This is a genomic window from Brevibacterium sp., from assembly GCF_022712115.1.
GTDB classification, from domain to species: domain Bacteria; phylum Actinomycetota; class Actinomycetes; order Actinomycetales; family Brevibacteriaceae; genus Brevibacterium; species Brevibacterium salitolerans.
Map to the genome: position 1 here is coordinate 1 of NZ_JALAHB010000188.1, position 25413 is coordinate 25413.

Annotated in this window: 21 protein-coding genes; 3 read left to right on the forward strand and 18 right to left on the reverse strand. The window is 70.3% G+C overall.

Annotated features, from left to right (window positions below; translation table 11 throughout):
- Window positions 1–1030 (forward strand): hypothetical protein (locus tag Q0A33_RS10465; RefSeq protein WP_291796012.1); only part of this gene is annotated, 1030 nt, incomplete at its 5' end.
- 75 nt (window positions 1031–1105) lie between these two features.
- Here Q0A33_RS10465 and Q0A33_RS10470 read toward each other — a convergent pair.
- The 14 genes from Q0A33_RS10470 to pdxA form a co-directional block, all read right to left on the reverse strand.
- Window positions 1106–1954, reverse strand: a complete 849-nt coding sequence (locus tag Q0A33_RS10470) for a hypothetical protein (protein WP_291796015.1) — start codon at window positions 1952–1954, stop codon at window positions 1106–1108.
- Between the two features lie 4 nt (window positions 1955–1958).
- Window positions 1959–3200 (reverse strand): amidohydrolase, encoded by a 1242-nt coding sequence (locus tag Q0A33_RS10475; protein WP_291796018.1) that lies wholly within the window; start codon window positions 3198–3200, stop codon window positions 1959–1961.
- A gap of 174 nt (window positions 3201–3374) precedes the next feature.
- Window positions 3375–3662, reverse strand: coding sequence for a HigA family addiction module antitoxin (locus Q0A33_RS10480; protein WP_291796021.1), 288 nt, complete (start codon window positions 3660–3662; stop codon window positions 3375–3377).
- Window positions 3663–3672: 10 nt separating this feature from the next.
- On the reverse strand, window positions 3673–3951 hold the full coding sequence (locus tag Q0A33_RS10485) for a type II toxin-antitoxin system RelE/ParE family toxin (RefSeq protein ID WP_291796023.1): 279 nt from the start codon (window positions 3949–3951) through the stop codon (window positions 3673–3675).
- Between the two features lie 84 nt (window positions 3952–4035).
- A complete protein-coding gene (locus Q0A33_RS10490) occupies window positions 4036–4959 on the reverse strand; it encodes a PfkB family carbohydrate kinase (RefSeq protein ID WP_291796026.1) in 924 nt (307 codons plus the stop codon).
- A complete protein-coding gene (locus Q0A33_RS10495; protein WP_291796028.1) occupies window positions 4956–6644 on the reverse strand; it encodes a dihydroxyacetone kinase family protein in 1689 nt (562 codons plus the stop codon). The genes Q0A33_RS10490 and Q0A33_RS10495 overlap by 4 nt, the downstream gene beginning before the upstream one ends.
- A gap of 9 nt (window positions 6645–6653) precedes the next feature.
- Complete coding sequence (locus tag Q0A33_RS10500) at window positions 6654–7544, reverse strand: dihydrodipicolinate synthase family protein (protein WP_291796030.1); 891 nt, start codon at window positions 7542–7544, stop codon at window positions 6654–6656.
- Window positions 7541–9076, reverse strand: coding sequence for a tripartite tricarboxylate transporter permease (locus Q0A33_RS10505; protein ID WP_291796033.1), 1536 nt, complete (start codon window positions 9074–9076; stop codon window positions 7541–7543). The genes Q0A33_RS10500 and Q0A33_RS10505 overlap by 4 nt, the downstream gene beginning before the upstream one ends.
- Complete coding sequence (locus Q0A33_RS10510) at window positions 9073–9561, reverse strand: tripartite tricarboxylate transporter TctB family protein (protein WP_291796036.1); 489 nt, start codon at window positions 9559–9561, stop codon at window positions 9073–9075. Before Q0A33_RS10510 ends, Q0A33_RS10505 begins: the two co-directional genes overlap by 4 nt.
- Before the next feature lie 38 nt (window positions 9562–9599).
- A complete protein-coding gene (locus tag Q0A33_RS10515) occupies window positions 9600–10565 on the reverse strand; it encodes a tripartite tricarboxylate transporter substrate binding protein (RefSeq protein WP_291796039.1) in 966 nt (321 codons plus the stop codon).
- Window positions 10566–10621: 56 nt separating this feature from the next.
- Window positions 10622–11302: a GntR family transcriptional regulator gene (locus Q0A33_RS10520; RefSeq protein WP_291796042.1), complete on the reverse strand. Its 681-nt coding sequence runs from the start codon at window positions 11300–11302 to the stop codon at window positions 10622–10624.
- Between the two features lie 181 nt (window positions 11303–11483).
- A complete protein-coding gene (locus Q0A33_RS10525; protein WP_291796045.1) occupies window positions 11484–14375 on the reverse strand; it encodes a penicillin acylase family protein in 2892 nt (963 codons plus the stop codon).
- A gap of 125 nt (window positions 14376–14500) precedes the next feature.
- A complete protein-coding gene (locus Q0A33_RS10530) occupies window positions 14501–15283 on the reverse strand; it encodes a DeoR/GlpR family DNA-binding transcription regulator (RefSeq protein WP_291796047.1) in 783 nt (260 codons plus the stop codon).
- A 77-nt stretch (window positions 15284–15360) separates the two neighbouring features.
- Window positions 15361–17907 carry a 4-hydroxythreonine-4-phosphate dehydrogenase PdxA gene (pdxA, locus tag Q0A33_RS10535; protein WP_291796048.1) on the reverse strand — a complete coding sequence of 849 codons (2547 nt, stop codon included), beginning with the start codon at window positions 17905–17907 and terminating at the stop codon, window positions 15361–15363.
- A gap of 136 nt (window positions 17908–18043) precedes the next feature.
- Between pdxA and Q0A33_RS10540 the strand changes: the two genes are divergently transcribed.
- Complete coding sequence (locus Q0A33_RS10540) at window positions 18044–19024, forward strand: aldo/keto reductase (RefSeq protein ID WP_291796050.1); 981 nt, start codon at window positions 18044–18046, stop codon at window positions 19022–19024.
- Between the two features lie 22 nt (window positions 19025–19046).
- A complete protein-coding gene (locus Q0A33_RS10545) occupies window positions 19047–19940 on the forward strand; it encodes a dihydrodipicolinate synthase family protein (protein ID WP_291796051.1) in 894 nt (297 codons plus the stop codon).
- A gap of 38 nt (window positions 19941–19978) precedes the next feature.
- On the opposite strand, the gene Q0A33_RS10550 is transcribed toward Q0A33_RS10545, so the two are convergent.
- The 4 genes from Q0A33_RS10550 to Q0A33_RS10565 are packed head-to-tail and all read right to left on the reverse strand — an operon-like array spanning window position 19979 to window position 25290.
- Window positions 19979–21499, reverse strand: a complete 1521-nt coding sequence (locus Q0A33_RS10550; protein WP_291796052.1) for a helix-turn-helix domain-containing protein — start codon at window positions 21497–21499, stop codon at window positions 19979–19981.
- Entirely contained in the window at window positions 21496–22572 is a 1077-nt protein-coding gene (locus Q0A33_RS10555; RefSeq protein ID WP_291796053.1) for a DUF917 domain-containing protein, read from the reverse strand. Before Q0A33_RS10555 ends, Q0A33_RS10550 begins: the two co-directional genes overlap by 4 nt.
- 20 nt (window positions 22573–22592) lie before the next feature.
- Entirely contained in the window at window positions 22593–23720 is a 1128-nt protein-coding gene (locus Q0A33_RS10560; protein WP_291796056.1) for a DUF917 domain-containing protein, read from the reverse strand.
- 1 nt (window position 23721) lies between these two features.
- Entirely contained in the window at window positions 23722–25290 is a 1569-nt protein-coding gene (locus Q0A33_RS10565) for a hydantoinase/oxoprolinase family protein (RefSeq protein ID WP_291796059.1), read from the reverse strand.
- Between the last annotated feature and the right edge of the window lie 123 nt (window positions 25291–25413).

The following is a 25413-nucleotide window of genomic DNA, read 5'->3' on the forward strand; positions in this document are numbered from 1 at the left end:
CCGCCTGATCGGTTCCGCCCCAAGGAGACCAATGCGCAAGAATACATATCGGCACGTCCATCTGCCCGGCTCGGTGCGTGCCGATACCTTCGGCGAGCTCGCCGCGACCCGTGGCGTTGAGCTGCCGCTGCCGGCCCGTGAGCTCTATGCCAGGATCAACTCGGACCCTACCGAGGAGGAGCGGACGCGCGGACCGTGGTTCCCCTTGCTGCGTGTCTACGAACTCATCTCTGCGAGCCTGCGTACACGCGACGATTTCGCGCGGGTGGTCTTCGAAGCGATGGAGGACGGTCTGCGGGACAGCCGGGTGATCTATTCCGAGTTCGCCTTCAGTCCCTCCGTGCATATGGCTCTGGGCGTGCCGTATCCGGAGATGGTGGCCGGAATCGAAGCCGGCATCGCGGAGGGGCGCCGGACTCTGGGGACCGATGCGCGTGCGATCGCGGCTGTCAATCGTGAGGACACCGCGGAGGCTGCCCTGGACATGGTGCGGGCAGTGGCCCAGCACCCTTCGGAGGCGATCCCCGGCATAGGTTTGGATTTCTATGAGCTCAAGGGAATGCCGGAGAAGTTCGAAGCCGCCTTTCAGTATGCGGGCGAGGCGGGTCTGCACCGCACTGCGCATGCCGGTGAGCACGCTCCTACGGCGGAGACGGTGATCACCGCGCTGGACGTGTTGGGCTGCGAACGGATCGACCACGGATATCAGATCCTGCGCGATCCGCGGATCGTGGATCGCTGCCGGGAGGCCGGGATCGTGTTCAACGTGGCCTTCACGACGTCTCGCCGGGCGCTCATCCCCTGGCGTCGCGAGTCCATTGCGGAGATGGACGCCCAGGGCCTGCGGCTGAGCCTGAACTCGGACGACCCTGCTCTTTTCCCCACCACTCTGGAGAAAGAGTTCGGGATGGCCGCGGAGATGTTCGGCGAGGAGAGACTCGCCGAATTTGTGCACAACGGAGCCGAGGCAGCTTTCCTCCCCACGGAGGAGAAGACGGCGCTGCGCTCCGCGCTGGACTTGCCCGCTTAACGGCTTTTCCCGCTCGGTCCTGCCGTCTTCCCACCGCTCGTGCGGTGCTCACGCGAGTCTTCCGGCACCCACAGGCTAGGCGCTCGCCATGCTGCGCAGCCACGCGAGCGCTGCGCCGGGATTGCCCATGGGGCAGATGTGGAGGCGTGCTCCCTCCAGGTCCGTGCCCGCCTCTCGGACCAGTGCTCGGAGGAAGTGCGAGGGATCCGCGAGCCGGGGCGCGCCCGGCTGCAGCCAACCGCACCGTTCCAGCTCCGCCGGTGAGGTCTGCACACTCCGCGCCCGGCAGAAGGCGAGCAGCGACTCGACTGCTGCAGGCCGGGGGACCGCAATGCGCACCTGCGCGGTGATGCCGCGCCCGCGCACCGCCTGCAGCCATGTAGCCACCGCAGCGGGGTCGAGGGTGATCTGCGTCGTGATCTCGGTGGAAAAGCCTCGGGCCTCCAACGCGGAGAGCTTGCGGACCAGCGAGCTCATGAGCTCATTGCCGCTCACCACCGGGTGGCCGGCCGGGTGGCCGGGAACACCCACGAGGTCAAGGCCCCGGCCCTCCGTGCCCAGTCCCTCCAGCGCCCCGCTCTCGATGACGGACAGCCCGCTGCGGTAGGGACCGAGGGGCGCCGGCAGGTCACCGCCCGCCAGGAACACCTCCCGGATCCCTCGCTCCGTCACGAGGGCGCCGAGCAGACCGCTGAGCTCCGCTGCGGACTGCAGCCTGCGAGCGGCGAGGACCGGCCGGACCCTCAGCCCTGCGGTTCTGAGCCGGTCCATCGCGGCCAGACGCACCTCGGCGGCACCTGCCTCCGTGTGCAGAACCGTCATCGGAGAGTCCTCGTGCAGCTGCCCCGCCACTGCGGTGAGCTCCGCGGTGGACCGGAGGGAGGTCTCCCAGGAAGGGGCCTCGAGCAGCGGGACGAGGCTCATGGCATCAGGAGTCTGCGGGTGCGCCCGCGCGCGTCAGCAGAGCGGCCAGCCCCGCGCGCACGGAGGTCGAGAGCGATGTGCGGACGTCGTCGGGCCCGAAGAACGGTGAGTGGTTGCCGCCGGGGATGCCCTTCTCCACGGTCTCCGCCGAGTAGCCTCCGAAGAACCAGTAGACGCCGGGGATGCCCAGCGAATCCGGGAAGTGGCCGAAGTCCTCGCTGCCGGTGACGGGAGGAGCCACGCCCACGGCGTCCTCGCCCAGGTCCGTGCGGAAGGCGGTGAGCAGGGCCTCGGCCTCCGCCTCGTCGTTGAAGCAGCGGGGGAAGCGGTACATCTCCTCGACGGTGGGCGCGGGCGCACCGGAGGCCTGCGCCTCGCCCTCGATGATCCTGTGCACGGCGGCGAGCACCTTCTCCCGCACCTCGGGTTCGAAGGTGCGGATGTTGAGGGTGAGCTCCGCCCTGTCCGGGATGATGTTCTCCTTGGTCCCGGCGTGGAACGTGCCCACGGTGACGACGGCCATGTCCGTGCCGCCGATCTCCCGGGAGACCACCGTCTGCAGGCGTGTGACGATGTGGGACCCCAGGACGATGGGATCGATCGCGTTCTCCGGCTGCGAGCCGTGGGCCTGCCTGCCGTGCACGGTGACGCGCAGCGAGTCCGCCATCGACATGGCGGTGCCCACCGCGAGGCGCACCCCGCCGGCGGTGAAGGGGGAGATGTGCTGGCCGTAGGCGGCCTCGGGCGTGGGCACCCTGTCCCAGAGGCCGTCGGAGATCATCGCCGCGGCACCGGCGGCCGTCTCCTCGCCCGGCTGGAAGAGGAAGACGACGGTGCCGGACCAGGCCTCGCGGTGGGTGGCGAGGAGGCGGGCGATCTCCAGGCCCGTGACGATGTGGGTGTCATGTCCGCAGCCGTGCATCACCTTCGTCTCCGTGCCGTCCGGGAGCGTGCCGGTGGCCCTCGAGGCGTAGGGCAGCCCCGTGGCCTCCTCGATAGGCAGGCCGTCCGTGTCCGCCCGGTAGGCCAGCACCGGACCGTTGCCGTTCCGCAGCTCCGCGACGACGCCGGTGCCGCCGCAGACGAACGGTGCGAGGCCGAGGCCGCGGAGGTACTCGGAGATCCTCTCCGCCGTGCGGTGCTCCTCCATCGAGAGCTCCGGCATCCGGTGGAACTCGCGGTACAGGTCCTCGAGCGCGTCCATGCCGGAGGCGAGGTCGTCGAGAAGGGCGGAGGGGAGGGCCATGGTTCTCCTTCGAACAGGATGTGCGGTGCGTCACCTCAGCCTATGTCAGTGCGTTTCCGCTCCTGTGGTCAGGGGTGCTGAGCGGGTGGGCCGTCCGGTCCGACGGGTGCGAGGGAGCGGGACCGCGGTGGCCCCGCACATCAGGTCGTCCTGTGGTTCAGATAGACCTTCAGCTCAGCCCGCGCCGATCAGCCGCGTGACATGTGGAGGGCCGGCTGCGCGTTCCGCGGCGAGGTCGTATGCGGTCTGCATCGCCAGCCACGTCCGAGCATTGCCGACCCCGGCCTCTTCCAACCGCACGGCCAGAGACGGAGAGAGCCGCGAATGCTCATGGAGAACACGGCTGAAGGTGACACGGGAGATCCCAAGCCGCTCAGCCACCTCGCCGACAGTCAGGCCGAGGTCCGGCATGACGTCCTCACGCAGAATCGCCCCGGGGTGCACCGGGCTGTGCATGCTCATGGTCTCCTCCTCAGTGGTAGTCCGTGTAGTCGACGAGTTCCACGTCCTCGCCGATGAACCGGAACGTCACGCGCCAATTCCCGTTCACCTTCATCGACCAGTGTCCTGACATGTCACCGCGAAGCTGATGCAGGCGAAAGCCGGGCAGATCCAAGTCAGGGGGAGATGCGGCGACGTCCAGGATCGTCAGGATGCGCGTGAGCTTCGCGGCGTGGTCCGGACGGACGCCGCGTCTGGAGCCGGTCCGGTACAGCGCTTCGAGGCCGCTGTGGCGGAAGCTGATGATCATGCCCGAGCGTATCGCGTAGCGCTACGCGATACAAGAGTCCTCCTTGATGGCGAGAACACTTCCGTCCTCACTGATCAGCCGTTCTCACCATGTGACCGTGCGCGGATAGGAGCCCATGGCGCCCGGTGCGGTCGCAGCCTCTGCGGCGAAGGAGGCTGCCCGCTCCGCAGCGAGGACCGGATCATCACCGCAGGCCAGCCGTCCTACCAGCACACCGGCGAAGGCGTCACCGCAGCCGGTGGTGTCCACGGCCCGCACCGTGGGCGAGGCGATCGCGACGGCGGCGCGACCCGCCTGCGCGAGCAGAGCTCCCCGCGCTCCGCGGGTCATGACCACCGTCGGCACCCCGAGCGCCGAGGCGAGGTCGGGGACCGTGCCGACGGCACCGGGGCCGGCCCACGCCTCGGCCTGTCCCCGGCTCTCGGCCTGTCCCCGGCTGCGGAGCAGGCGCTCTGCCTCCCCCTCGTTGACGATGAGCAGGTCGACGTCCTCGAGAGGGAATCCTGCCTCCGGCACGGGCGACAGGTTCAGGGCCACCGCGGCCCCGGCGGCGCGGGCCCGCGCGGCGACGCCTGCCACGGCCTCGGCGGGCACCTCCATGCCCAGCAGCACCCACCGGGCGGCGTGCAGCAGAGCCTCCGGGCAGTCCTCGGCGGTGACCTCGCCGTTGGCGCCGGGGATCACGACGATCGAGTTCTCCCCGGCGTCGTCCACCGTGATGATCGCGGTGCCCGTCGTCGTGGAGGACACGGTCACGGAGTCGGTGCGGACTCCGCACGCACGCAGCGCCTCCATCGCCATCGCGCCCCCGGGATCGGTGCCCACTCTGCCCACGAACGCGGTGCGTGCCCCGCTCAGTGCGCCCGCGGCCGCCTGATTGGCGCTCTTGCCGCCGGGCGAACGGCTCAGACTGCGTCCGCTGAGCGTCTCCCCGGCGGCCGGGAAGCGACTGACCCGGATGCCCAGATCCTGATTCACCGAGCCGAAGACGACGAGGTCCGCGGTCATGAGCCCTCGCCGGCCCGCCGGAGGGCGGTGAGGAAGCGGGTGACGGCCACCGCGCCCGGATCCGGCAGGCCCCTGGTGCGCTCGCCCTGCCAGGCGGCCCGCCCGCGGCGGTTCTGCAGCGGGGTGCTGTCCGCGAGCAGCTGCTGCGCGGAGGCCTCGATCTCAGCGAGGTCCACCTCCGCTCCCACGGAGTCGAGCAGCGGGAGGAGGACGTCGAGGAAGGTCTTGTCGCCCAGCTGCGCACCGCCGCGTTCGCTCACCCGGGCGGTGAAGGCGCCGAGACCGGTGGCGAACCGCTCACCCGCGGGCCGGTCTGCCACCGCGTCCACGGCCTCCGCTGCGGCGATGAGGCCGGTGCCCACGAGCGCGGCGAACGTGGAGGGATTGGCCGAGGCGAACGCCGAGGCCGCGGCGAGCAGCAGCGTGGGCTCCGAGGCCTCGGCGGGGAGGTCCGAGACCGCGCGGAGGACGGCCTCGGACCCGGCCGCCACCGTGATGCCCAGGTCCCCGTCGCCCACGTCCGCGTCGAGCTGACGCAGCTCCTCCGCATGCGCGGGCATCGCCGGGAGCGCGCCCAGCAGCAGGGTGCGCAGTCCGCTCGGCCGGTCGGTCGTCCGCACCTCGACGGCCGCGGCCGCGGAGTCCCGCAGCGGGGTGCCCTCCGCCGCCGTTCCCGCGGACCCCGGGCGGAAGAACGGGGATGCCGCCGGTGCTCCGAGGAGTGCGTCGAGTTCGTCGTCGAGGAGCATGATCGAGACGGAGACGCCCGCCATCTCCAGGCTGGTGACGTACTCGCCGACGAAGCGGTGCGCCACGCTCACCCCGCGGGAGGCGAGCGCGGAGCGGAGGTGCCGGTAGACGACGTAGAGCTCTTCCAGCGGAGTGGCGCCCAGCCCGTTGACCAGCACCGCCACGCGGCTCCCGTCGAGTAGGTCGAGCTCCTCCGCGATCGTCTCCAGGAAGCGGTCCGTGATCGCATCCGCGCTCTCCAGCGGGCCGCGGTGGATGCCGCGCTCGCCGTGGATCCCCACCCCGATCTCCATCTCGTCCGGACCGAGTTCGAAGGTGGGCTCGCCTGCGGCGGGGAGGATCGTGGGAGCCAGTCCCACGCCCATCGTCCGCGTCCTGTCAGCGGCCTTCTGCGCGACCCGTGCCACCTCGTCCAGCGGCAGCAGCGCTTCCGCGGCGGCACCGGCCGCCTTGTAGACGAGGACGAGCCCGGCGACGCCGCGCCTGTCCCCGGCCTGTTCCGCCGGTGCGGAGGTGATGTCGTCCGTGCCGAGCACCGTCCGCACCCGGGTGCCCTGCGTCCGGAGGAGATCCGCGGCGAGGTCGAAGTTGTAGACGTCCCCGCCGTAGTTCCCGTAGAGGAAGAGGACGCCGGCTGCCGAGGCCACCGAGCTCGCCGCGGCGTGGATGAGTGAGGCCGACGGCGAGGAGAACACGTTGCCCACCGCCACCGCGGAGCAGAGCCCCTGCCCCACGTAGCCCAGGAAGAAGGGGAGATGCCCGGATCCGCCGCCCGTGACGATGGCGACCCGCTCCGGGTGCGGCGCATCGCACCGCCCCAGCGAACGCAGGTCCGTGGTGAGCGGGCGGACCTCTCCGGCGTGCGCGGCGACGATGCCCTCCATCACCTCGTCGACGAAGTCCTGCGGGTCATTGATGATCTTGCGAAGTGCCATGTGAGGTCCTCAGCTCGTTGCGTGTGCGGTGGACGATTCGAAGTGCGCGGCGAGCTCCTCGATCGTCCTGAGGTCCGCCGGCGTGGTGCCTGCGACGGCGGAGCGGACGGGGCCGCCGCGGAATCCGCGTGCGCTCACGCCCGCCTTCAGGTGGGTGAGGCTGCCGGCCCGCACCGCGTGCACGGCGCGTGCGACCTCCTCCTGCCACCCGGCCGCAGCCTCCGCGTCACCGGCCGCCACTGCGTCGCGCAGTGCGACGAAGGGCTCCGGGTACACCGACGAGACCCCGGAGACGATGCCGCTGCCGCCGGCGGTGGCGAGCCAGCCGAACGAGATGTCGTTGCCGGAGAAGACCCTGAAGCCCGCGGGGCTCTGCTCCAGGTAGGCGGCGACGGACTCGTCGGACTCGCCGCTGAGCTTGACGCCGGCCACGCCGATCTCCGCGAGTCGGGGCAGGAGGGAGGGTGCGGAAACGGTCGTCGTGCGTGCGGTGAAGAGGTAGGCGTAGACCTCGGCCTCACCTGCGGCGCGCACCAGCCTCTCGTAGTACTCGAGAACCTGTGCCTCCGGTGCCGGCTGGTAGTGCGGTGTGACGGCGGCCAGGCGCGTGGCACCGGCCTCCGTGGCCGCACGGGTCAGCTGCTCCGCCTGCCGCGCCGCTGCGGCACCCACGTGGAAGTAGGCCTGCTCCGGGGCGAACACCTCCAGCGTGGTCGCCAGCACCGCGAGCCGCTCCTCGTCCGCCAGCGCAGGGAACTCGCCCGTGGTCCCCGCGGCGAACACCGCGTCGACCCCCTTGTCCCTGAGCCACGCGAGGTGATCGCGAGCCGCCCCCAGGTCGAGGGTCTCGTCCTCGTGGAAGAGGGTGGGGGTCGCGGTGATGACGATGGGGTGATTCATTGTTCTCCTTCGGAAGGGGCGGTGGTGGCAGGGGAGGAGGGCGCCTGCTCCCGGGCCCTCCGGGTTCTCCCGCGCAGGGTGCGGAGGAGCGGAGGCACCGTGACGGCACCGAGCGCGACGAGCAGGAAGCCCACCGCGATGGGGCTGGTGAGGATGTTCGCCGGTCCTCCGATCTCCAGGGCGCGCCGGAGGTTGCCCTCGGCGAGGGAGCCCAGGATGAGTCCGAGGACCACGGGGCCGGCGGGGAACCCGAACCGGCGCATGAAGAGCCCGATCACGCCGAAGACGAGCATGACCGCGACGTCGACCGTGCTGTTGTTGACCGCGTAGGTCCCGACCATGCAGAACACGATGATGACGGTCCAGAGGAACTGCGGGGGCAGCTCCAGGAGCTTGGTGACGCCGCGGGTGCGGATGACGCTGAGCCCCAGCGTGAGGACGGTGGCGACCACCATGATCCCGGCGATCGTGTAGACGAGGTCCGGCTGGCCGGCGAAGAGGCCGGGGCCGGGCTGGTAGCCCCAGATGACGAGCGAGCCGATCAGGACCGCCATGACGGAGTCCCCGGGCACACCCAGCGCGAGCGTCGTGGTGACGGACGGGCCCAGTGTGGCGTTGGAGGCGGTGTCGCTGGCGGTGAGGCCCTCGAGGGAGCCCTTCCCGAACTTCTCCGGTTCCTTCGACGCCTTCCGCGCCGTGCTCCAGGAGAGGATGCCCGCGATGTCGCCTCCCGCGGCGGGGACCGCTCCGACGACTCCGCCCACCGCGGAGCCGATGCCGAGCGGCTTGACCATCGTCCGCAGCTCGCCGCGGTTGGGCCACCAGCGGCCCATGTTCGTGATCGGCGAGTGGTGCTCGCTGCGATGGGTGAGCATCTGGTCCAGGACGTCGGCGATGCCGAACAGGCCGATGATCACCGCGATGAAGGGGAGCCCGTCGGAGAGGGCGAGCACGTCGAAGGTGAAGCGCTCCGTCCCGGTGATGGGATCCCTGCCCACGGCGGAGAGCGCGAGCCCGAGAGCGCCCGCGGCGAGGCCCTTGAGCACATTCTCACCGGAGACGCCTGCCATCATGGTCAGGCCGAACACCACGAGTGCGAACATCTCGGCCGGGCCGAACATCAGTGCGACCTTCGACAGCGGGATGGCCACGGTCACGAGGACGACGAGTCCCACCAGGGTGCCCACAGCCGAGGCCATCGCCGAGGTGGTGAGGGCGATGCCCGCCAGTCCCTGTCTGGCCATGGGATTGCCGTCGAACGTGGTGGCGATCGAGGCGGGCGTGCCCGGGGTGTTGACCAGGATGGCGGGAACGCGGTCGCCGAAGTTCGCGGCGACGTAGATGGTCAGCAGCACCGCGAGGCCCGGAACCGGGTCCAGCGTGAGCGTGAAGCTGCTCGCGAGCGCCACCGCCATCGTGGCGGTGATGCCCGGAAATGCGCCAACGAGCATTCCCGCGAGCGCGCCGACGAGTATGCAGACGAGGACCAGCGGATCGGCCAGCTGCGCGAGGCCTTCTGCGAGGGGGCTCATACCGGCACCCGCAGCAGCAGTCCGAACAGGAGCCACAGCACGAGGGTGACCGCCAGGGGGAAGAGCACGAGGGCCTTCCAGCCGCGGCCGCCGCCGATCGCCACGAGCGCGGCCAGCAGGAGGACGGTGACGACGCGGAAGTCGAAGAGGAACCAGGCAGCACCATAGGCGGCGACCGCGAGGAAGACGAGGGCGACGCGGATCGCTCCGCGAGTCGTCCCCGCCTCCACGGCACCGCCGAAGGACTGCGGGCGCAGCCCGTCCCGCACCGCGGCGGCGAGGGAGAACAGGATGACCGCCGCGCCGGAGATCTGGGGCCACCAGCGTGGGCTGAACAGGGAGTCCACGCCGTCGACGGGGATCGTCTGGCTGAGGGCGATGACGAGCGCACCGGCGGCGATGCCGCAGAGCGGACCGACGAGCGCCCTGCCCCGGGACTGGGACACGGCGGTCCCGGCGCCTCCGCCTTCTGTGGTGGGTGACATGGGGTCCTGCTTTCGTGCGGGAGGACGGGGGCGAGAGCTCAGTCGCCGAAGATGCCGGCGAAGCGCTCGTTCTCCTCCTCGTAGTACGGCTGGAAGTCCTCCGGGGAGACGTTCATCGGAATGTTGCCCGAGCTGCTGATGATCTCCTTGAACGCCTCGGTGTCCGCGGCCTCCGCGACGGCGGCGGACAGAGTCTCCTTCACCGCAGGATCCAGGCCGGCGGGCGCGCCGAGCGCACCCCAGCCGCCGATCACCACGTCGTGGCCGGCCTCGGCCCCGGTGGGCACGCCTTCGAGCGCGGCAGAAGGCTCCTCGTCGAAGACCGCCAGCACGCGGAGGGTGCCGTCGGCGTGTGCAGGGGAGGTCTCCGAGATGCCCGCGATGACGGCGTCCACCTGTCCGCCGACTGCTGCCGTCACCGCCGGCGCGCCGCCGTCGAAGGGCACCGGCTTGAGGGAGGCTCCGGACTCGTCCGCGAGCGCGGTGGTCGCGGCCTCCCAGATGGAGCCCGTGCCGGAGTTCGACACGGTGATCTCGCCGTCGTCCGCGGCCGTGAGGAGGTCGTCGAGGGTCTCGTACTCGCTGTCCGCGGGGACGGCGATGGTGGCGGGCACGGAGACCATCTGGCCGAGCGGTTCGTAGGCGGCCGGATCGATGTCGTAGCCCTGGTGGCCGAGCATGACGGTCTCCACGGGGAGATATCCCACCGTGTAGCCGTCGGCCTCCTGCTTGGCGAGGTAGTCGAGGCCCACTGAGCCGGCGCCGCCGCTGCGGTTCTCCACGACGATGGACGTGTCGAGGCTCTTCTCCATCTCCGTGGCGAGCGTGCGGGCGGCCAGATCGGAGGCGCCTCCCGCGTCGTAGGGGACCACGAGGGTGATGTCCCCGTCCGGGAACTCTCCTCCCTCCGCTGCGCCGCCGCGATCCGCGCAGGCGCTGAGGGCGAGGGTGCCCACTGCGGAGAGGGCCGCGAGCGTGAGCAGGCGTGAGTGGGTGCGGTGCATGGCTGTCACTTCCTTGTGATGAGGGGTGGTGCGTACGTGCGGTGGGTGTGCGGGGCTCAGGGGCGTGGGTCGGAGGGGTCGGAATCCTCGTAGTGGTTGCGCACCCTCGCGCGGGAGGCGTCGACGTGGTTGGCCAGCTCCGCGAGGGCTGCGCTGTCGTTGCCGTCCTCGATCATCACCAGGAGCTGCTGGTGCTTGCGCAGGGACGGCTGCAGGTCGAGGTGGTCGAGGTTGGCGACCAGCAGGAGGTTCGAGATGGAACCGCGGTACTGGTTCCAGACGCTCTGCACGCGGCGGAGACCTGAGGACTCGCCGAACGCGCTGTGGAAGGTGAGGTCTGCGAGGGTGAACGCCGCGGGGTCTGCGGCGGACACTGCCGCCTCCATGGCTGTGATGGAGGCGCGCAGGAGGCGGAGGAGCTCCGGGCGCCGGGTGCCGAACGCCTCTGTGAGGGCCATCTGCTCCATCGCCAGACGGAGACGGAAGAGCTCGTCGATGTCGTCGCGCGTGAGCCCGAGCACCCGGACGCTGCGTCCGCTGGTCTCGACGAGGCCCTCGGTGGCGAGTTCGCGGAGCGCATCGCGGACGGGGCCGCGGCTGACCTGGTAGATCTCCGCGAGCCTGGTCTCGACCAGAGTGCTGCCTGCCTCGATCTGGCGTGTGACGATCTGCCTGCGCAGATCGTCCGCGACCTGGTCTCCCAGTGCGCTGCCGCGATGGGGCGGTGACGGCTGCATCCTCGGCTCCTTCTCCGTTTACTGTTTACTGTTAACAGTCAGATCATGATGACACACGTCTGTCGGATGCGCCACAGTTCTGCGAGGGGAGTTCCGCGCGGGGTGGAAGCAGCAGGTGCCGGGCAGCCCACGGCGCCCACGCGGAGCGGATGTCGCGCGTGGGCTCGCCGCCGCCGGGCGATCAGGCCGGCTCGAGGATGAGCGTGTCCTCCGCCGCCTTGCCGACGGCACCGGGGGAGTAGGCCCACGGGTGCTGCTCACCGCGTGCCCAGGCCTCCGTCTGGTCCGCATAGTGCGGGTGGAAGGCGTGACCGCTCGCCCCGGTGAGGTGGTGCCAGGTCGAGGCGTCCCAGTCCTCCAGGTCGATGACCATGCGCATCGAGGGGACGGTGCTCGTTTCGTAGCCGTCGTCCAGACCCCAGCCGGTCGCGTTCACCACGCCGGATCCGCCGCCCACCGGGTACGGGCCGCGGTTGAACAGCGCCTCGACGGGCGCGATCCCGCTCTCGCCGAAGGTGCCGCTGCGCAGGGTGAGCGCGTGGAGCTCGCCCCAGTTCCACTCCGCGGGGTCCGCTCCCTGCGCCTGAGCGAGCTCCTCGTAGGCGTCGACGGCCGCGGTCTGCAGGAGCCGCGTGCGGGACCCGCCCCACCACGGGCTCTCCTCGTCCTCGAGCTGCAGCGCGAACACGCGTGCGAGACGGGACTGATCGTCCCGGGCGATGCCGATGTCCTCGGCCTCCGCCTCGGCGTCCTTCTCTGCGTGCTCCTGCGGCTCCGCAGTGCTCCTGTCCGCCGCGGAGTCCCGCATCGCGGTCACCTGCGTGGACATCATGCCCTCGGTCACGTGGTTCCACAGCACGTTGGCGTAGGCCGCGGCGGGGGAGCCGGCATCGTTCTGTCCGTCCCATTCGGCCAGCAGACCCAGGGCGTCTCTGACACGGGGATTCCCGGGCGGGTCGATGCTCGCGTACGCCCCCTGCAGAGCGTCTGCGAACGGCGCCTCGTCGTCCATCTGCACCTGCGCCATGTCCTCGCTCGTCACGGGCCCCGCGGCGATGCGCTCGCGCAGCAGCTTGTCGATGCGGGCGGCGCGGTCGCCGTAGTCCCAGTCGCGGCTGAGGAGATGAGGGTAGTCGTCGTTCACGATCGCATTGTTGGCGGTGACGATGTATCCGGAATCGGGGTTGTAGACGACCGGCTGCTCCTCGAAGGGGATGAAGCCCTGCCAGTCGTAGGCGCTGTCCCATCCCGGCTGCGGCAGCCAGCCGTCACCCGCCCCGCGGAGGGGCAGCCGGCCGGGAGCCTGGTAGCCGATGTTCCCCTCCCGATCCGCGTAGACGAGGTTCTGTGCGGGCACATCGAAGTGCGAGGCGGCCTCGCGGAAGTCCGCGAAGTCCTCGGCGAGGTTGAGGGTGAAGATCGACTGGGCAGTGGTGCCGGGCTCCAGTGCAGTCCAGCGAAGGCTGAGGGCGTTCTCGCCGGGCGGCGGACCCGTACCCTTCGAGGCGTCTGCGCCGGTGGGAGCTGTGCCGGCGTCCGAGGCCCCGGCATCCGCATGGTCCGCGGGGTCCACCGGGACCTCGTCCTCCCCGGTGCCGGCGCCCACCCGCGGCTCTGCGGCGATGTCCGTGAACTCCGGCGTGAGATCGGAGACGAGCGGGCCGTGCCCGGTGGAGCGCACCTCGATCTCCACGTCCTGGCCCCCGGCCACCCGCAGCGTCTCCGTGCGGGTCTCGAAGGCGTGCTTCTCGCCGTCCTTCCAGTAGCCGTCGTCCTCGACGCGTTCGACGTAGAGGTCCGCCACGTCCGTGGTGAGGTTCGTGAAGCCCCATGCGATCTGCCGGTTGTGGCCGATGACGATGCCCGGGAGGCCGGAGAAGCTGAAGCCTCCCACGTCGAACGGGCACTCGGGGGAAACGTTGCTGCAGCGCAGCTGCATCTGCGTCCAGACCGACGGCATGGAGGCGCCGAGGTGCGGGTCGTTCGCCAGCAGCGGCGCACCGGACTCCGTGTGTTCGCCGGAGACCACCCACGAGTTCGAGCCGACGCCCTCGCCCTGCGCGCTCACCAGCGCGTCCACCCTGCCCAGGAGGTCTCCGAGGGAGGGGAGGCCGGCCTCGGCGGCAGAGGCCGCCGCAGCTGAGGCGGTGGTGGAGGAGACCGAGGACGCGTCATCACTCTGCGGCCCAGTGGGGTGGGGCTCGCCGTCCTGGCCGGCCTGCGCCTCGCCGGCAGAGCCTGCAGAATCCGCAGGGTTCGCGCCGCTGCCGGACGCGCCAGACGGATCCGGCACCTCGGCCTCGGCGATCTGCTCCCCGGCGGGATCCTCGGCCATGATGACGGGATGCTCCTCGAAGGGGTAGCCCGGATAGAGTTCGGCCAGCCGCTCCGGGTCCAGGTCCCGGGCGAGCAGGGCGCGGGCGGTCTCGTCCTCGATGTTGGTCCGCAGGTCCCACGCCACCGCCTTGAGCCATGCGGCGGAATCCGCCGGCGTCCACGGCTCCGGTGTGTATCCGGGGTTCTGCAGGCCCAGGACGGAGTACTCGAGGGCGAGTCCTCCGCCTCCGCGCTCCTCGAGGTAGGCGTTCACCCCGGCGGCATAGGCCTCGTAGTAGGAGCGTGCCGCGGGCGGCATGTCCTCGACCTCCTGCTGCGCAGTCCTGTGCCAGCCCAGCGTGCGCAGGAACGCATCCGTCCCCAGCTGGGACTCGCCGAACAGCTCCGAGAGCCGCCCGCTGGTCATGTGCCTGCGGAAGTCCATCTCCCAGAAGCGGTCCTGTGCGTGCACGAAGCCCTGTGCGAAGAAGAGGTCGTCGGAGCGGGACGCCGTGAGCGTGGGGATGCCGTGCGCGTCGCGCTGCACCGTCACCTCACCGTGGAGCCCGGCGGCCTCGAGGGCACCGGTGGTCTGCGGGAACGCGCGCCTCACGGACCAGATCCCCAGTACGGACGCCACGAGGGCGAGCACCACCACGGTCGCCGTGGTCCAGGCGAGGAACCGCCGCAGCCGAGGGCGGTGCCGGGCGCGCTTCCCGGTGCCGGGCGGGCGGGTGCTGAGGAGGTGGTGTGGCATGCGTGCGTCTCCGCTCTGAGGACTCTGTGCGGGGACTCCCCCGGCTTCGCTGCCGGGGAAGTCCTGGACTGCTTGCGCTCAGTCTGCCACTTCCTGGACAGTGCGGGAGGCGAAGCAGATGCCGCTCAGCCCACCGCCTGACCGCTGCGATCCACGCGGACCACCGTGATGCCGCGGTCCGTGAACGGGGCGATCTGCTCGTGGGCCGCGGACTCGTCCGTGACCAGCGTCCATCCGGCGCCCAGATCCGCCCAGGCGTGGAACGGATGCCGCCCCAGCTTCTCCGCATGGGCGACCACGAAGACGCGCTCCGCACGGCGGCTCATGAGCTCCTTGAGCCTCACCTGCTGGAGGGACGCCTCGCAGACCCCGTGCTCCGCCGTGACGGCGTCGGCGCCCAGGAACGCCGTGTCGAAGGTGAACCTCTCCAGTCCGGCCTCCGTGAGCGGTCCGACGAAGCCCTGGCTGATCTCCCGGTACTGCCCGCCCAGCAGGGTGATGTCCGTCCCCTGCAGCCCGGCCAGCTGCTGCAGGGAGGTAAGTCCGGTGGTGACGACGGAGAGGGGCGAGGTGTCCCGCAGCGCCCAGGCGATCTGCGCGGTCGTGGTCCCCGCATCGAGGAGCACCTGTGAGCCCGCCGTGACCTGGCGCGCGCACCACACCCCCATGGCGCGCTTGACCTCGGTGGCCTCGTGCGAGCGCTCCGCGAGCGGACTCTCCTGGTGCGCGGACACCGCGATCACGCCGCCGTAGGTGCGGGCCAGGTCCCCAGCGGCGGTGAGGCGTGCGAGGTCGCGGCGGATGGTCGAGGCCGTGACGCCCAGTGACTCCGCGAGGTCCTCCACGCTCAGCTCGCCCTGCGTACGGGCCAGTCGGACGATCTCCTCGCGCCTGTCACCAGCGTTCATGTGTCACCTCGGAGGCCGGGCCGGGCCCGTGCGGGCACAGCGTGGATGGATGCGGCCCTGCGGGGACCGCCGGGGGTTCAGACGGACGCGAGCGCGGCGGCCTGCCGCATCGCCTCGCTCATGCTTGCAGTGTCGACCTTACCGGTGCCGGCGATGTCGAACGCCGTCCCGTGGTCCACGGAGGTACGGATGACCGGCAGGCCCACCGTGATGTTCACGCCGGCCTCGATCCCGAGGACCTTGATGGGGCCGTGGCCCTGATCGTGGTACATCGCGACGATGAGGTCGTAGTCGCCCCGGCCGGCGAGGAAGAACGCGGTGTCCGCGGGCAGCGGACCGGCCGCGTCGATCCCCTCGGCGCGCAGGACTTCGAGCGCGGGCGTGATCTTCTCCGCCTCCTCGCCGTAGCCGAACAGGCCGTTCTCCCCGGCATGCGGATTGATGGCGCACACGCCGATCGCGGGGTTCTCGATCCCGGCGCGCACCAGGGCGCCGTGGCCGCGGCGGACCGTGCGCTCGACCAGTCCGGGTTCGATCGCGGCGATCGCGTCGATGAGTCCCATGTGCGTGGTCACATGGATGACCCGCAGCCTGGGGGAGGAGAGCATCATGGAGACCTCCTCCGTGCCGGTGAGGGCGGCGAGCATCTCCGTGTGCCCGGGGTACCTGTGCCCGGCCGCGTGAAGGGCCTCCTTATTCAGCGGTGCCGTGCAGATGGCCTGCACCTCGCCCGTCATCGCGAGCTGCGCGGCGCACTCGATGTACCGGAACGCGGCGTCGCCGGCGAGGGGGGAGAGCTCGCCCCACGGGAGGTCCTCCGGCAGCAGACCGAGGTCGATGACGCTGATGCGGCCCGGGGAGGACTCCGCCTCGGCGGGCGTGCCGATGACGGCGATCTCCGCTTCACGACCGAGGACCGCGGCCGCCTGGCGCAGACGCCGGGCATCGCCGATCACCACGGGACGCGCGACGGCGAGCACGGTCGGATCGAGGCAGGCGGCGACGCAGATCTCCGGGCCGACGCCGGCTCCGTCGCCCATGGTGACGGCGACGGTGGGAAGAGCGGACATGCGATCTCCTTCGCTGATGGCGGCAGCGGTGCTGCCGTGGGGGACGGTGGTGGAGGCAGCGCCGGTGCGGTTCGCAGAAGTCCGCTGCCCGGCGCTCAGCGCTCGGTGGATGAGAGTGAGGGAGTGGCGCTCGCCCTGCCCTCCCGGGCGGGTGACGACGCGGCGGAGGGCACGAGCGGCTCGCGGTGCCGGGACCGGGAGCACAGGGTCCGGCAGGGCCGGGTCCGAGGCGAGCCGGCCCTCGGCCGGGACCGCCTCGGAGAGCACAGCACCGGGGTGGACCTCAGCCAGGACCTCGAGCGCGCCGATGTGCAGGCGGTCGAACACCGCGCGGGCGGTCTCCCCGCCGGCCGCGGCGAGGTGCACCGGTCCCGAATGCGCCAGGACCGCCTCGACGAGCCGGGCGAGCAGGCCGGGCAGCAGACGAGGGTCGGCGGGTTCGCCGTCGTCCGTGAGCCGGAGGGCCAGATCACCCTCCCGCAGCCGTGCCACCACGCGCGCGCAGATCCTCTCGAACGCGTGCGCGTCCGTCCTCCAGCGCTGTGCGTGCGAGGCGGGGACCTCCAGGACGGCGGTGCCGGTCTGCGCGCGCAGGTGTGCTGTCTGGCCGTCCACGCGGCGGGCCGCCGTGCCCAGCACCATGAAGACGGGAGTGCGCCCCGGTCCCGTGCGGCTCGGGGCGGCGGCCTTCGGAGTCGCGCCCGCATGCGCTGCGGCTCCGGGCTCCGCCGAGGCCGGGACGGCGGACGGTGCCGGGCCGGCGCACGCCTCGGTTCCTGCGGGAGCCGGTGGTAGGACACCGGCGGGTGGTCCTGCCGGAAGCTCTGTGCGGGACTCCGCGCGCACCTCGGCGTACGCTCGCGCGAGCGCGGCGGAGCCCACGAGGACGGCGTCCGCCGCGAGCGCCAGACGCACGAGCGCGCGCAGATCAGCGGGGGTCTCGGCATCTGCGATGAACAGTCGCGCCGAGGTGCACGGGTGTGCGTCAGCGAGAGGGCGCTCGAGGGCGTGGTTGCGCACATCGTGCAGGGTGAGATGTGCTGACGGTGCGCTGCAGAGCTCTGCGAGCCGCTGGGGCGGAGCGCCGTCCTCCACAGCCCAGGCCGGTGTCTGCGCGAGCGGCACGCCGTCCACCAGCGGTACGCCGTCCACCACGGTGCGGCCCTGCTGCGGCAGTGCGGGTGCGAGAAGGACGGGGCCGGGAGTCGCGGCCAGCGCCGCACCGACCTGGGCGGGCACGTTCCCGCGCAGCAGCGAGTCGATCTTCACGAGGACCGTGCGCGGAGGGGAGCCCCGGAAGGCGGTGAGTGCGTCGGCCGTCCGGCGGCGCGCGGTGTCCGCCGAGAGGTAGCGGCAGTCGAGATCGACCGCGAGGTCGGTCCCGGGGTCGTTCCGCCCGTGCTTGGGGGCAGTCGCGGCGGTGTCCTCGGCGGCATCGGACGTGCCGTCCGCGTGCAGGTGCACGCGGATCGGAGCGCCCAGGGTGACAGCGGCCTCCGCGGCACCGCTGAGGTCATCCGCCAGCACGAGCATTCCGGGAGGTGTGGCGGGCATGACGCTCCTTGGGAACCGGCTGGCGGGAATGGCTCAAGCCTGACATCTCTGCGTGAAATGCGCAAGCAATTGCACGCTCCGCGCAGATGGTGGAGAATCGGTGCAGCTCGCCCGTTCGCTTCGATGAGGAGACCCCATGCCCGCAGACAGGAACCTGACGATCGAGGGGGCGCCGGTGCCGCTCACTCCGCTGGTGCTGGGCACCATGACCTTCGGCGACACCGTGGACGCCGCGGCGGCGCAGCAGGTGTTCGAGGCGGCGCTCGCCGCGGGCATCACCGGCATCGACACGGCGAACGGCTACGCCGGAGGAACCACGGAGGGCCTCATCGCGCCGTGGGTGAAGGCCCATCGTGACCGCATCGTGCTGGCGACGAAGGCGGGCATTCCCCACGCGGATGCCGGGGAGCACTCTCCTCTCTCGGCCGCGGGCCTCCGGGCCAGCGTCGAGGGCTCCCTGCGCCGCCTGGACGTCGAGAGGATCGATCTCTTCTACCTCCACCAGCCGGACAGGGCCGCGTCGCTGTCGGAGACGCTGACGACGGTGGCGGAGCTCCATGCGGAGGGGCGGATCGGGGCGCTGGGCATCTCCAACTACGCGGCCTGGCAGGCCGTCGACCTGCTCGCCGCTGCGGATGCGGCAGGAGCGCCGCGCCCCGTGGTCGCGCAGAACGTCTACAGCATCCTCGCCCGCCGGATCGAGGACGAGTGGCTGGAGTGCGGTCGCACCCACGGCGTCGCCACGATGGCCTACAACCCGCTGGCCGGAGGTCTGCTGGCCCGGCGGCCCTCGGTCTCGGGCGCGCCGGAGCGCTTCACCGCCTCCGTGCTCGCGCAGATGTATTCGCAGCGCTACCTCTCGGACACCGTGACCGCCGCCTGCGAGGCGCTGGCTGACGTGGCGGAGGGAGCCGGCATCTCGCAGGCGGAGCTCGCACTGCGGTGGGTCGCCGGGGCCGAAGGCGTGAGCGCGCTGCTGCTGGGCGCCAGCCGCGTCTCCCAGCTCGAGTCCAACATCGCCGCGGTGGCGAAGGGGCCGCTGCCGGAGGACGTGCTCGCCGCCGTCGACTCCGCGACCGCTCCTCTGCGCGGCTCCATGCCGCTCTACAACCGCTGACCCTCCACGGAAGGACCTTCCCATGACCGCACTCAGCGGAATCCTCGCAGCGATCGCCACTGCGTTCGACGATAACGAGCAGTTCGCGGAAGCCGCCATGCGTGCGCATGTGCGCAGGCAGCTCGAGGCCGGTGTGCACGGCATCTTCGCCCTCGGCACCAACGGCGAGTTCTACGCGCAGTCCGCGGCGGAGCGGGCCGAGGTGGCCCGCGTGGTCGTCGACGAGGTGGCGGGCGCGGCACCGGTGGTGATCGGGGCGGGGGCGATCACCACCCGTGAGACCGTCGCCATCGCCCGGGACGCGGCCGCGGCCGGCGCGGACGCGCTGTCGATCATCACTCCGTACTTCGCCGCGGCCTCGCAGCCGGAGATCGAGTATCACTTCCGCGCGGTCGCCGGTTCCGTGGACGTCCCGGTCATCGTCTACAACATCCCCGCGCGTACGGGCGTCAACGTGGCTCCGGCGACGCTGGAGCGGCTGGCGGAGGTGGAGAACATCGTGGCGGTGAAGGACTCCAGCGGCAACTTCGACACCATCCTGCAGTACCTGGAGCGCACGGACCGCGAGACGTTCTCCGTGATCTCCGGCAACGACTCGCTCATCCTCTGGACGCTGCTGGCCGGCGGCACGGGAGGCATCAGCGGGATCGCGAACATCTATCCGGAGACCATGGCGGCCATCTACGACCGCTTCGCGGCCGGTGACATCGACGGTGCCCGGGAGGTGCAGGACAGCATCCGGCCCATCCGCAACTGCCTGGCGCTGGGCAATCCCAACACGGTGGTGAAGCATGCGGCGAACGTCCGCGGTGCGGCGGTGGGGCCGGCGCGCGCGCCGTTCACCATGCTCTCCGCCGAGGCGCAGGCTCAGGTGCGAGAGACCGTCGCGGCGGATCTGGCGCGCGGGCTGAGGTGAGATCCGTGCAGGGGGAGGGGCGGAAGCCCTGCGAGGGTTCAGCCAGAGGCTACGGCGCGCAGCGCGAGGTGGAGCGCCAGCCTTTCGTCCCGGTCGTCGAGGTCGACATTGAGTACCTCCCGCACGCGTGCAACGCGAGTTCTGATGGTGTTCCGGTGCACTCCGAGGGCAGCGGCGGTGTCAGTGACGGACATGGAATGGTCGAGGAAGGTCAGGACGGTCGTCCGATGGGCGTCCGAGAGGGTGTCAAGGGGCTGCAGAACCTGCGTTGCACGCGGCAGAAACGGTGCAGATTGGGTCCACGAGAGCAGCAGTGCGGCCGCGCCCAGACCTTCCACCCTGACGAACCGTCTCCCGGCGGGACGGCTCGCCGCCAGTTTGGCGGCATCTCGTGCTTCCGCCAGCGAGTCCCGGAGCTCATTGGCTCCCTGGACCAGTCGTCCTATTCCCATGCTGATCGATACGTCGCGGGAGATGCGTGCGTAGGCGCGACGGAGGGACGTCACACCCGCTTTCACCCGAGCAGGTGAGGCGGTCCGAGGGAACTGCACCCAGCATGCCCAGCCTTCATTACGTGGCACCACAGCTGTACTGAGGTTCTCCGCGCGCAGCCCGCGCAGCAGGATGTCCTTCACTCCGTAGAACGAAGACCCGGAGGTGACGAAGAACGGCAGGTTCGCACCGGAGTATCCGATGCCCAGCTCCGCCGCACGATGTTCGAGAGCACGCGCCTGTTCCTGACCTGAGAACACCTGTTCCAGTATCGCATCGCGTGTGGAATCTGCCACCTGTCCCTCGAGCTGCTGCTCGGCATACCAACGCGCGGCGTGAACGGCTCCGATGCTGAGCACCCGTTCCGCCCGTCGCACGGCATGTGCCGGTGCGTCTGCGTCCATCTGTGCTATCAGGCCGTAGTGTTCGCCGGCCACGGCGAAGGGTCTGGCGACGAACAGACTCCCCTCGGCAGTGCTCATTCGGGAGAGACCTGAGCTTCCTGGCCATCGCGCCGGGATCGAAGGAGGCGCATCTCCGGAGTAGACGAGGACCGGCCCGCCGTCGGCGATGAGGAACACCGGTGCACGGGCCAGCGCGGCCATACGATCCAGCACACTTTGGATCGGCAGCTGGTGGTGCCGCCGCTCCGCCTGTTCGAGTGCGTCGAAGATCTGAGCGTCGTGCAGAGCCGGCTCTGCGAGATGGACGCCCAGGGCCACCGCGAAGTCCAGGATCCGGTCATGTTCTCCGAGGACCTGGACGATCGTCACTCCCAGGCGCTTCGCAAGGTGATCGGCACTTTCTCCCAAGCCACTGTCCGCGGCCGTCACCAGACCTGCGGCGCGGGCATCCCGGATGCGGCGAATGAGCGCGTCCCACCACCAGTTCTGCGCGGTGTTCCCCACAACCACCTGCAGTTCCCCGGTGGAGGGAGCGACCATGGTGCTGCCTGCCTGTACGAGACGTACTGCTGTCACCTGGAGGGATTCGGCGAGTGGTGCGCCGAGGACACAGAAGGAGGTGCCTTCGCCCGCGCTGCGGAGAAGCTGCCGCATCGTCATCATGGCAGCACCGGAGGATGATCGATGCCGAAGGCGTGCGGCCCGGTACCGTGTCTGTAGCCTGCCGCGTTGCGGGGAAACCTCGCGGGAAGCACGAGGACGGAGACCTCGGTGCCCACTGCGATCTCATCGGCTCCCAATGGGGTGAACCGCCGCACATCGAGCACTCCGATGATCGCGGGAGTGGTGCACACCACCTCGCCGTCGATCGACACGAGCAGGAACTCATTCTGCATGTCTATGCGGATCAGACCTGTCCGGGATTCGACGGTGAAGCACCCCGTGGCCTGAGCTCCTGGTCGCGAGAGGCTGCTCACCGTGCCGTGGCCCAGCAGAGTGCCTTCATTCGTCCGCGCCCAGAGCGCAAGATCGGAGGAAGACGAGACCGATGCCAGTCCGAGGCCCAGGTCACGTGCCCGCGTGAGGGTGTGAGGGACCACTGCCTCTGCGAGGCCACCTGTCGCACCCACTGAGAAGCCGAGCACGGCCCACCCCGCGCTTTCGCGGACCAGGGCGCGGATGAGGCGTTCGAGATAGTCGGCATCGGAGCATCCGCGGAGATCCGTCTCGACGCCTATGCGGTGGCCGAAGCAGTCCACGAGCACTGCAGGGAGCGGCGACCGACCACTCAGACAGGAACTGAACTGATCGATGCGCGGGAGGGCCCTGCCCGCCAGATCCGCATCGACGACCGGGAGTCCGAGCTGTGAGGCTGCGGCGACGGCCGTGAGCCCGTTGATGCCGCCCGCCTCCAGCGGTACGACGGCAGCCGGAGCTATCCCCCACCGGGCGAGCTGTGAGACCGCGGCCGCGAACTCGTCGCCGCTCGGCAAGAGCTCCGAGAGAAGCTCGGTGCCGGCACCGACGATGCCGAGGGCGACGGCATCGCCTTCGGCATGTCCGGCGTCTGCCCTGCACAGCGGATCGATCATCTCGATTGCGTCCTCGCAGAAGTAGCGCTCGCACAGTCGCAGCCCTATCGCGCTGTCCCCGCCTCCGCCGCAGCCCAGCAGGCGCGATCCCAGCGCGATCGGCTCCAGGCTCTTCCCGGACAGCCGTCCGGTTCTCGTGCGCACGGCATCCATATCGATCCGGGTCAGTCCTCTCCCACGATGCTTCCTCCCAGGGACTCCACAGCCGTGAATTCATCGTGCAGGCCGAATGCCTGCGGCCCGAACACCGCCAGGGCTTCCTGCGTCCTCATCATGGCAGGTGTGGAGATGCCGATGACCTTGACCCGCTGCCCGTAGCGGAGCCCTTCGGTGGTGATCGGTTCCGCGGAGTCCGCTTCCAGTATGCAGATGAGATCCGGGACCACCGCGAGCAGCTCTCCGTCGGCCTCGGCGCGCAGGTTCTCGTTCTGGAACCCGATTCGCAGTTCGCCTGCGGCCGAGCTTCCGGGCCTGGAGCCGGAGATCCGTGCCGCACCCCGGACGAAGGCGCCGTCGGTGTTCCGCTCCACGTCCACCACTTTGCCCGTGAAGAGGTGCCGCAGGTGTGCGTAGGGCGTGGTGCCGAGGAACTGTGCGAGCCTGTGCAGAGGATCCTCGTTCGCCTCTCGTGCCGTTCGGATCGCCCTGCCCACACCCAGCGCGAGGCTGAGGGTGCGGGGCACCGCCACCCGTTTCACCTCTGCTCCGCTCATGGCGTACTCCGCGATGTGCGCCACCCCTCCCAGCTGCACGGTGAGAGCGCGAGCGAAGTCCTCCATCCGCTTGTTGTCCGCCCCGGTGTCGATGACGGCTTTCTCACCGGCTTCACCGGCGATTGCGAGAGGTGAGCCGCTGACGCCGTACACCGAGAACGTCTCCATCTGCAGCTCCGGAAATGCTCTGCCCATGCCGTCGGCATCGACCACCGGCAGTCCCCGCACAGCAGCGAGCTGGAGCGGGATCATGGAATTGACGCCGCCGCACTCGATCGGCATCGTCGCGAATGCGGTTCTTCCGAGGTGCTCCTCGAGAGTGGTGAGGGCCCGGCTTCCCTCTGTGCCCGCAGGGAGCTTCTCTGCCACCACAGTGGGCGCGCCCATCTGCGCGGTAGGGATGATGAGTACGTCATCGTCGAGTTCTTCCGGGTCCAGGATCGTCAGCGGTCCGTGCTCCCGGATGGCCTCGGCGACGAGGAGCCGGCCCACATGTGGGTCGCCTCCTCCGCCGGTGCCCAGCAGAGCGGCTCCGCGGGCGAGGTCGTGCAGGTCGTCCAGATCGAGGGTCCAAGCCATCTCAGCGTGTCTCCTTTGCGCTGCGCGGAGCCGTCTGGAGATCCCCGACAGCTTTGATCCTGATTCGCGTGGCGTTGCCTGGCAGATATGGGATCGGCACGTCGTCCTGGTCCACGATCTCCACCGAGCTCGGTGAGGCTCCTGCAGCCACCGCCCTGTCCACGGCCTCCTGCCGAGCCTCGTCGAGCACGTTCTGCCGGCGTCCCGGTTCCACCGCGAAGATGCGGTCCACCTCACCGGAGACCTGAGCGATCGCTGCGCCGACGGCATTGGCGACGGCGAAGTTCTCCGGTCGGATCACGGGTCCGACTCCGTCGAGGTGCTCTGGCAGGAGGGCTGAACCGCCGCCGACACCGACGACCGGGATCTCCTCCGCCGAGGTGCGCATCGAATCGACGAGGGCCGCGGCTCGGGCGGCGATGTCCGAGAGCGCCGCACGGACCATCGCAGGGTCCAGGCCCCGCACCAGGGAACGGTCGCCGATCTCCGCGCGCCCGGCCGCCACAGCGATGTCTGTTGCCGTGAGCACCGAACCGCCGAACACGAGGGCCTCCTGCGGCAGCCGGTAACCTACGGAATCAGGCCCAACACGAGCGCCTTCGGCGAGGTGCACGCGGCTGCCGCCGCCGATCCCGATCGAGACCACATCCGGCATCCGGAAATTGGTTCGCACACCGGCTACCTCCACTGCCGTATTCGCCTCCCGCGGGAAGCCGGCACGCAGGATGCCGACGTCGCTGGTGGTCCCGCCGATATCGATGACCGCGCAGTCCTTGAGGCCGGACAGCACTGCAGCGCCGCGCATCGAATTGGTCGGTCCGGAGGCGAACGTCGACACGGGGTACTCCTGCACGGTGTCGAGGTCCATGAGAGTGCCGTCGTTCTGTGAGAGGAACAGAGGAGCGGAGATCGAGAACTCCCCGAGGACATCGCGCAGTCCTGAGGCGACCTGAGCGGCCAGCCTGCGGAGCGAGGCATTGATGATCGTCGCATTCTCGCGCTCCAGCAGGCCCACCCGTCCGATGCGGTGCGACAGTGAGATGGGCACGTCCGGGAGTTCCGCGGCGAGGATCTGAGCCGCCTGCTCCTCGAGGTCTGCGTTCACGGGAGAGAATACGGACGTCACCGCCACGCTCTCCACGCCGGCCTCGCCCAGCTCCGATGCCAGCCTCCGCAGCTCGCGTTCGTCCAGCGGCGAGATCTGGCGTCCGTTGAATTCGTGCCCGCCCGGTGCCAGGTGTGCAGTGCCGTGCATGGCGGTGCGCAGGCGCTGCGGCCATTCGACGAACGGCGGCAGTGCTGCGGTTGCAGGCAGACAGAGCCGAATGGCTGCCGTCCTGGCCAGTCGGTCCGCCTCGACGAGGGCATTGATGAAGTGCGTCGTGCCGATCATCACTCCGTCGACCTCCTCGGGTGCGAACGGGTGCTGGCGGAGCAGTTCGGCAAGTGCCGTGCGGATTCCACCGGTCACGTCACCGGTGGTGTGCTTCTTGGTGGCGGCGGCCACCGCATCTCCATTCATGAGGACGGCGTCGGTGTTCGTGCCGCCCACATCGATTCCTATGCGCAATGTGGTCCTTTCGTGAGTGTGACTGCTCGAATCCCTGTCTGTCGCGGTGGGCCATCGCTCTCCGGCGAGTGACGGCAGCGGTGTTTCAGATGGTTCGCGCATGCTCTGCCGTGGCGCTGCGTC

Coding starts and splice junctions, on each gene's coding strand:
- Q0A33_RS10470 (WP_291796015.1), bottom strand. CDS start 1,954: ATGAGCCTCGTCCCGCTGCTCGAGGCCCCTTCCTGGGAGACCTCCCTC.
- Q0A33_RS10475 (WP_291796018.1), bottom strand. CDS start 3,200: ATGGCCCTCCCCTCCGCCCTTCTCGACGACCTCGCCTCCGGCATGGAC.
- Q0A33_RS10480 (WP_291796021.1), bottom strand. CDS start 3,662: ATGAGCATGCACAGCCCGGTGCACCCCGGGGCGATTCTGCGTGAGGAC.
- Q0A33_RS10485 (WP_291796023.1), bottom strand. CDS start 3,951: ATGATCATCAGCTTCCGCCACAGCGGCCTCGAAGCGCTGTACCGGACC.
- Q0A33_RS10490 (WP_291796026.1), bottom strand. CDS start 4,959: ATGACCGCGGACCTCGTCGTCTTCGGCTCGGTGAATCAGGATCTGGGC.
- Q0A33_RS10495 (WP_291796028.1), bottom strand. CDS start 6,644: ATGGCACTTCGCAAGATCATCAATGACCCGCAGGACTTCGTCGACGAG.
- Q0A33_RS10500 (WP_291796030.1), bottom strand. CDS start 7,544: ATGAATCACCCCATCGTCATCACCGCGACCCCCACCCTCTTCCACGAG.
- Q0A33_RS10505 (WP_291796033.1), bottom strand. CDS start 9,076: ATGAGCCCCCTCGCAGAAGGCCTCGCGCAGCTGGCCGATCCGCTGGTC.
- Q0A33_RS10510 (WP_291796036.1), bottom strand. CDS start 9,561: ATGTCACCCACCACAGAAGGCGGAGGCGCCGGGACCGCCGTGTCCCAG.
- Q0A33_RS10515 (WP_291796039.1), bottom strand. CDS start 10,565: ATGCACCGCACCCACTCACGCCTGCTCACGCTCGCGGCCCTCTCCGCA.
- Q0A33_RS10520 (WP_291796042.1), bottom strand. CDS start 11,302: ATGCAGCCGTCACCGCCCCATCGCGGCAGCGCACTGGGAGACCAGGTC.
- Q0A33_RS10525 (WP_291796045.1), bottom strand. CDS start 14,375: ATGCCACACCACCTCCTCAGCACCCGCCCGCCCGGCACCGGGAAGCGC.
- Q0A33_RS10530 (WP_291796047.1), bottom strand. CDS start 15,283: ATGAACGCTGGTGACAGGCGCGAGGAGATCGTCCGACTGGCCCGTACG.
- pdxA (WP_291796048.1), bottom strand. CDS start 17,907: ATGCCCGCCACACCTCCCGGAATGCTCGTGCTGGCGGATGACCTCAGC.
- Q0A33_RS10540 (WP_291796050.1), top strand. CDS start 18,044: ATGCCCGCAGACAGGAACCTGACGATCGAGGGGGCGCCGGTGCCGCTC.
- Q0A33_RS10545 (WP_291796051.1), top strand. CDS start 19,047: ATGACCGCACTCAGCGGAATCCTCGCAGCGATCGCCACTGCGTTCGAC.
- Q0A33_RS10550 (WP_291796052.1), bottom strand. CDS start 21,499: ATGATGACGATGCGGCAGCTTCTCCGCAGCGCGGGCGAAGGCACCTCC.
- Q0A33_RS10560 (WP_291796056.1), bottom strand. CDS start 23,720: ATGGCTTGGACCCTCGATCTGGACGACCTGCACGACCTCGCCCGCGGA.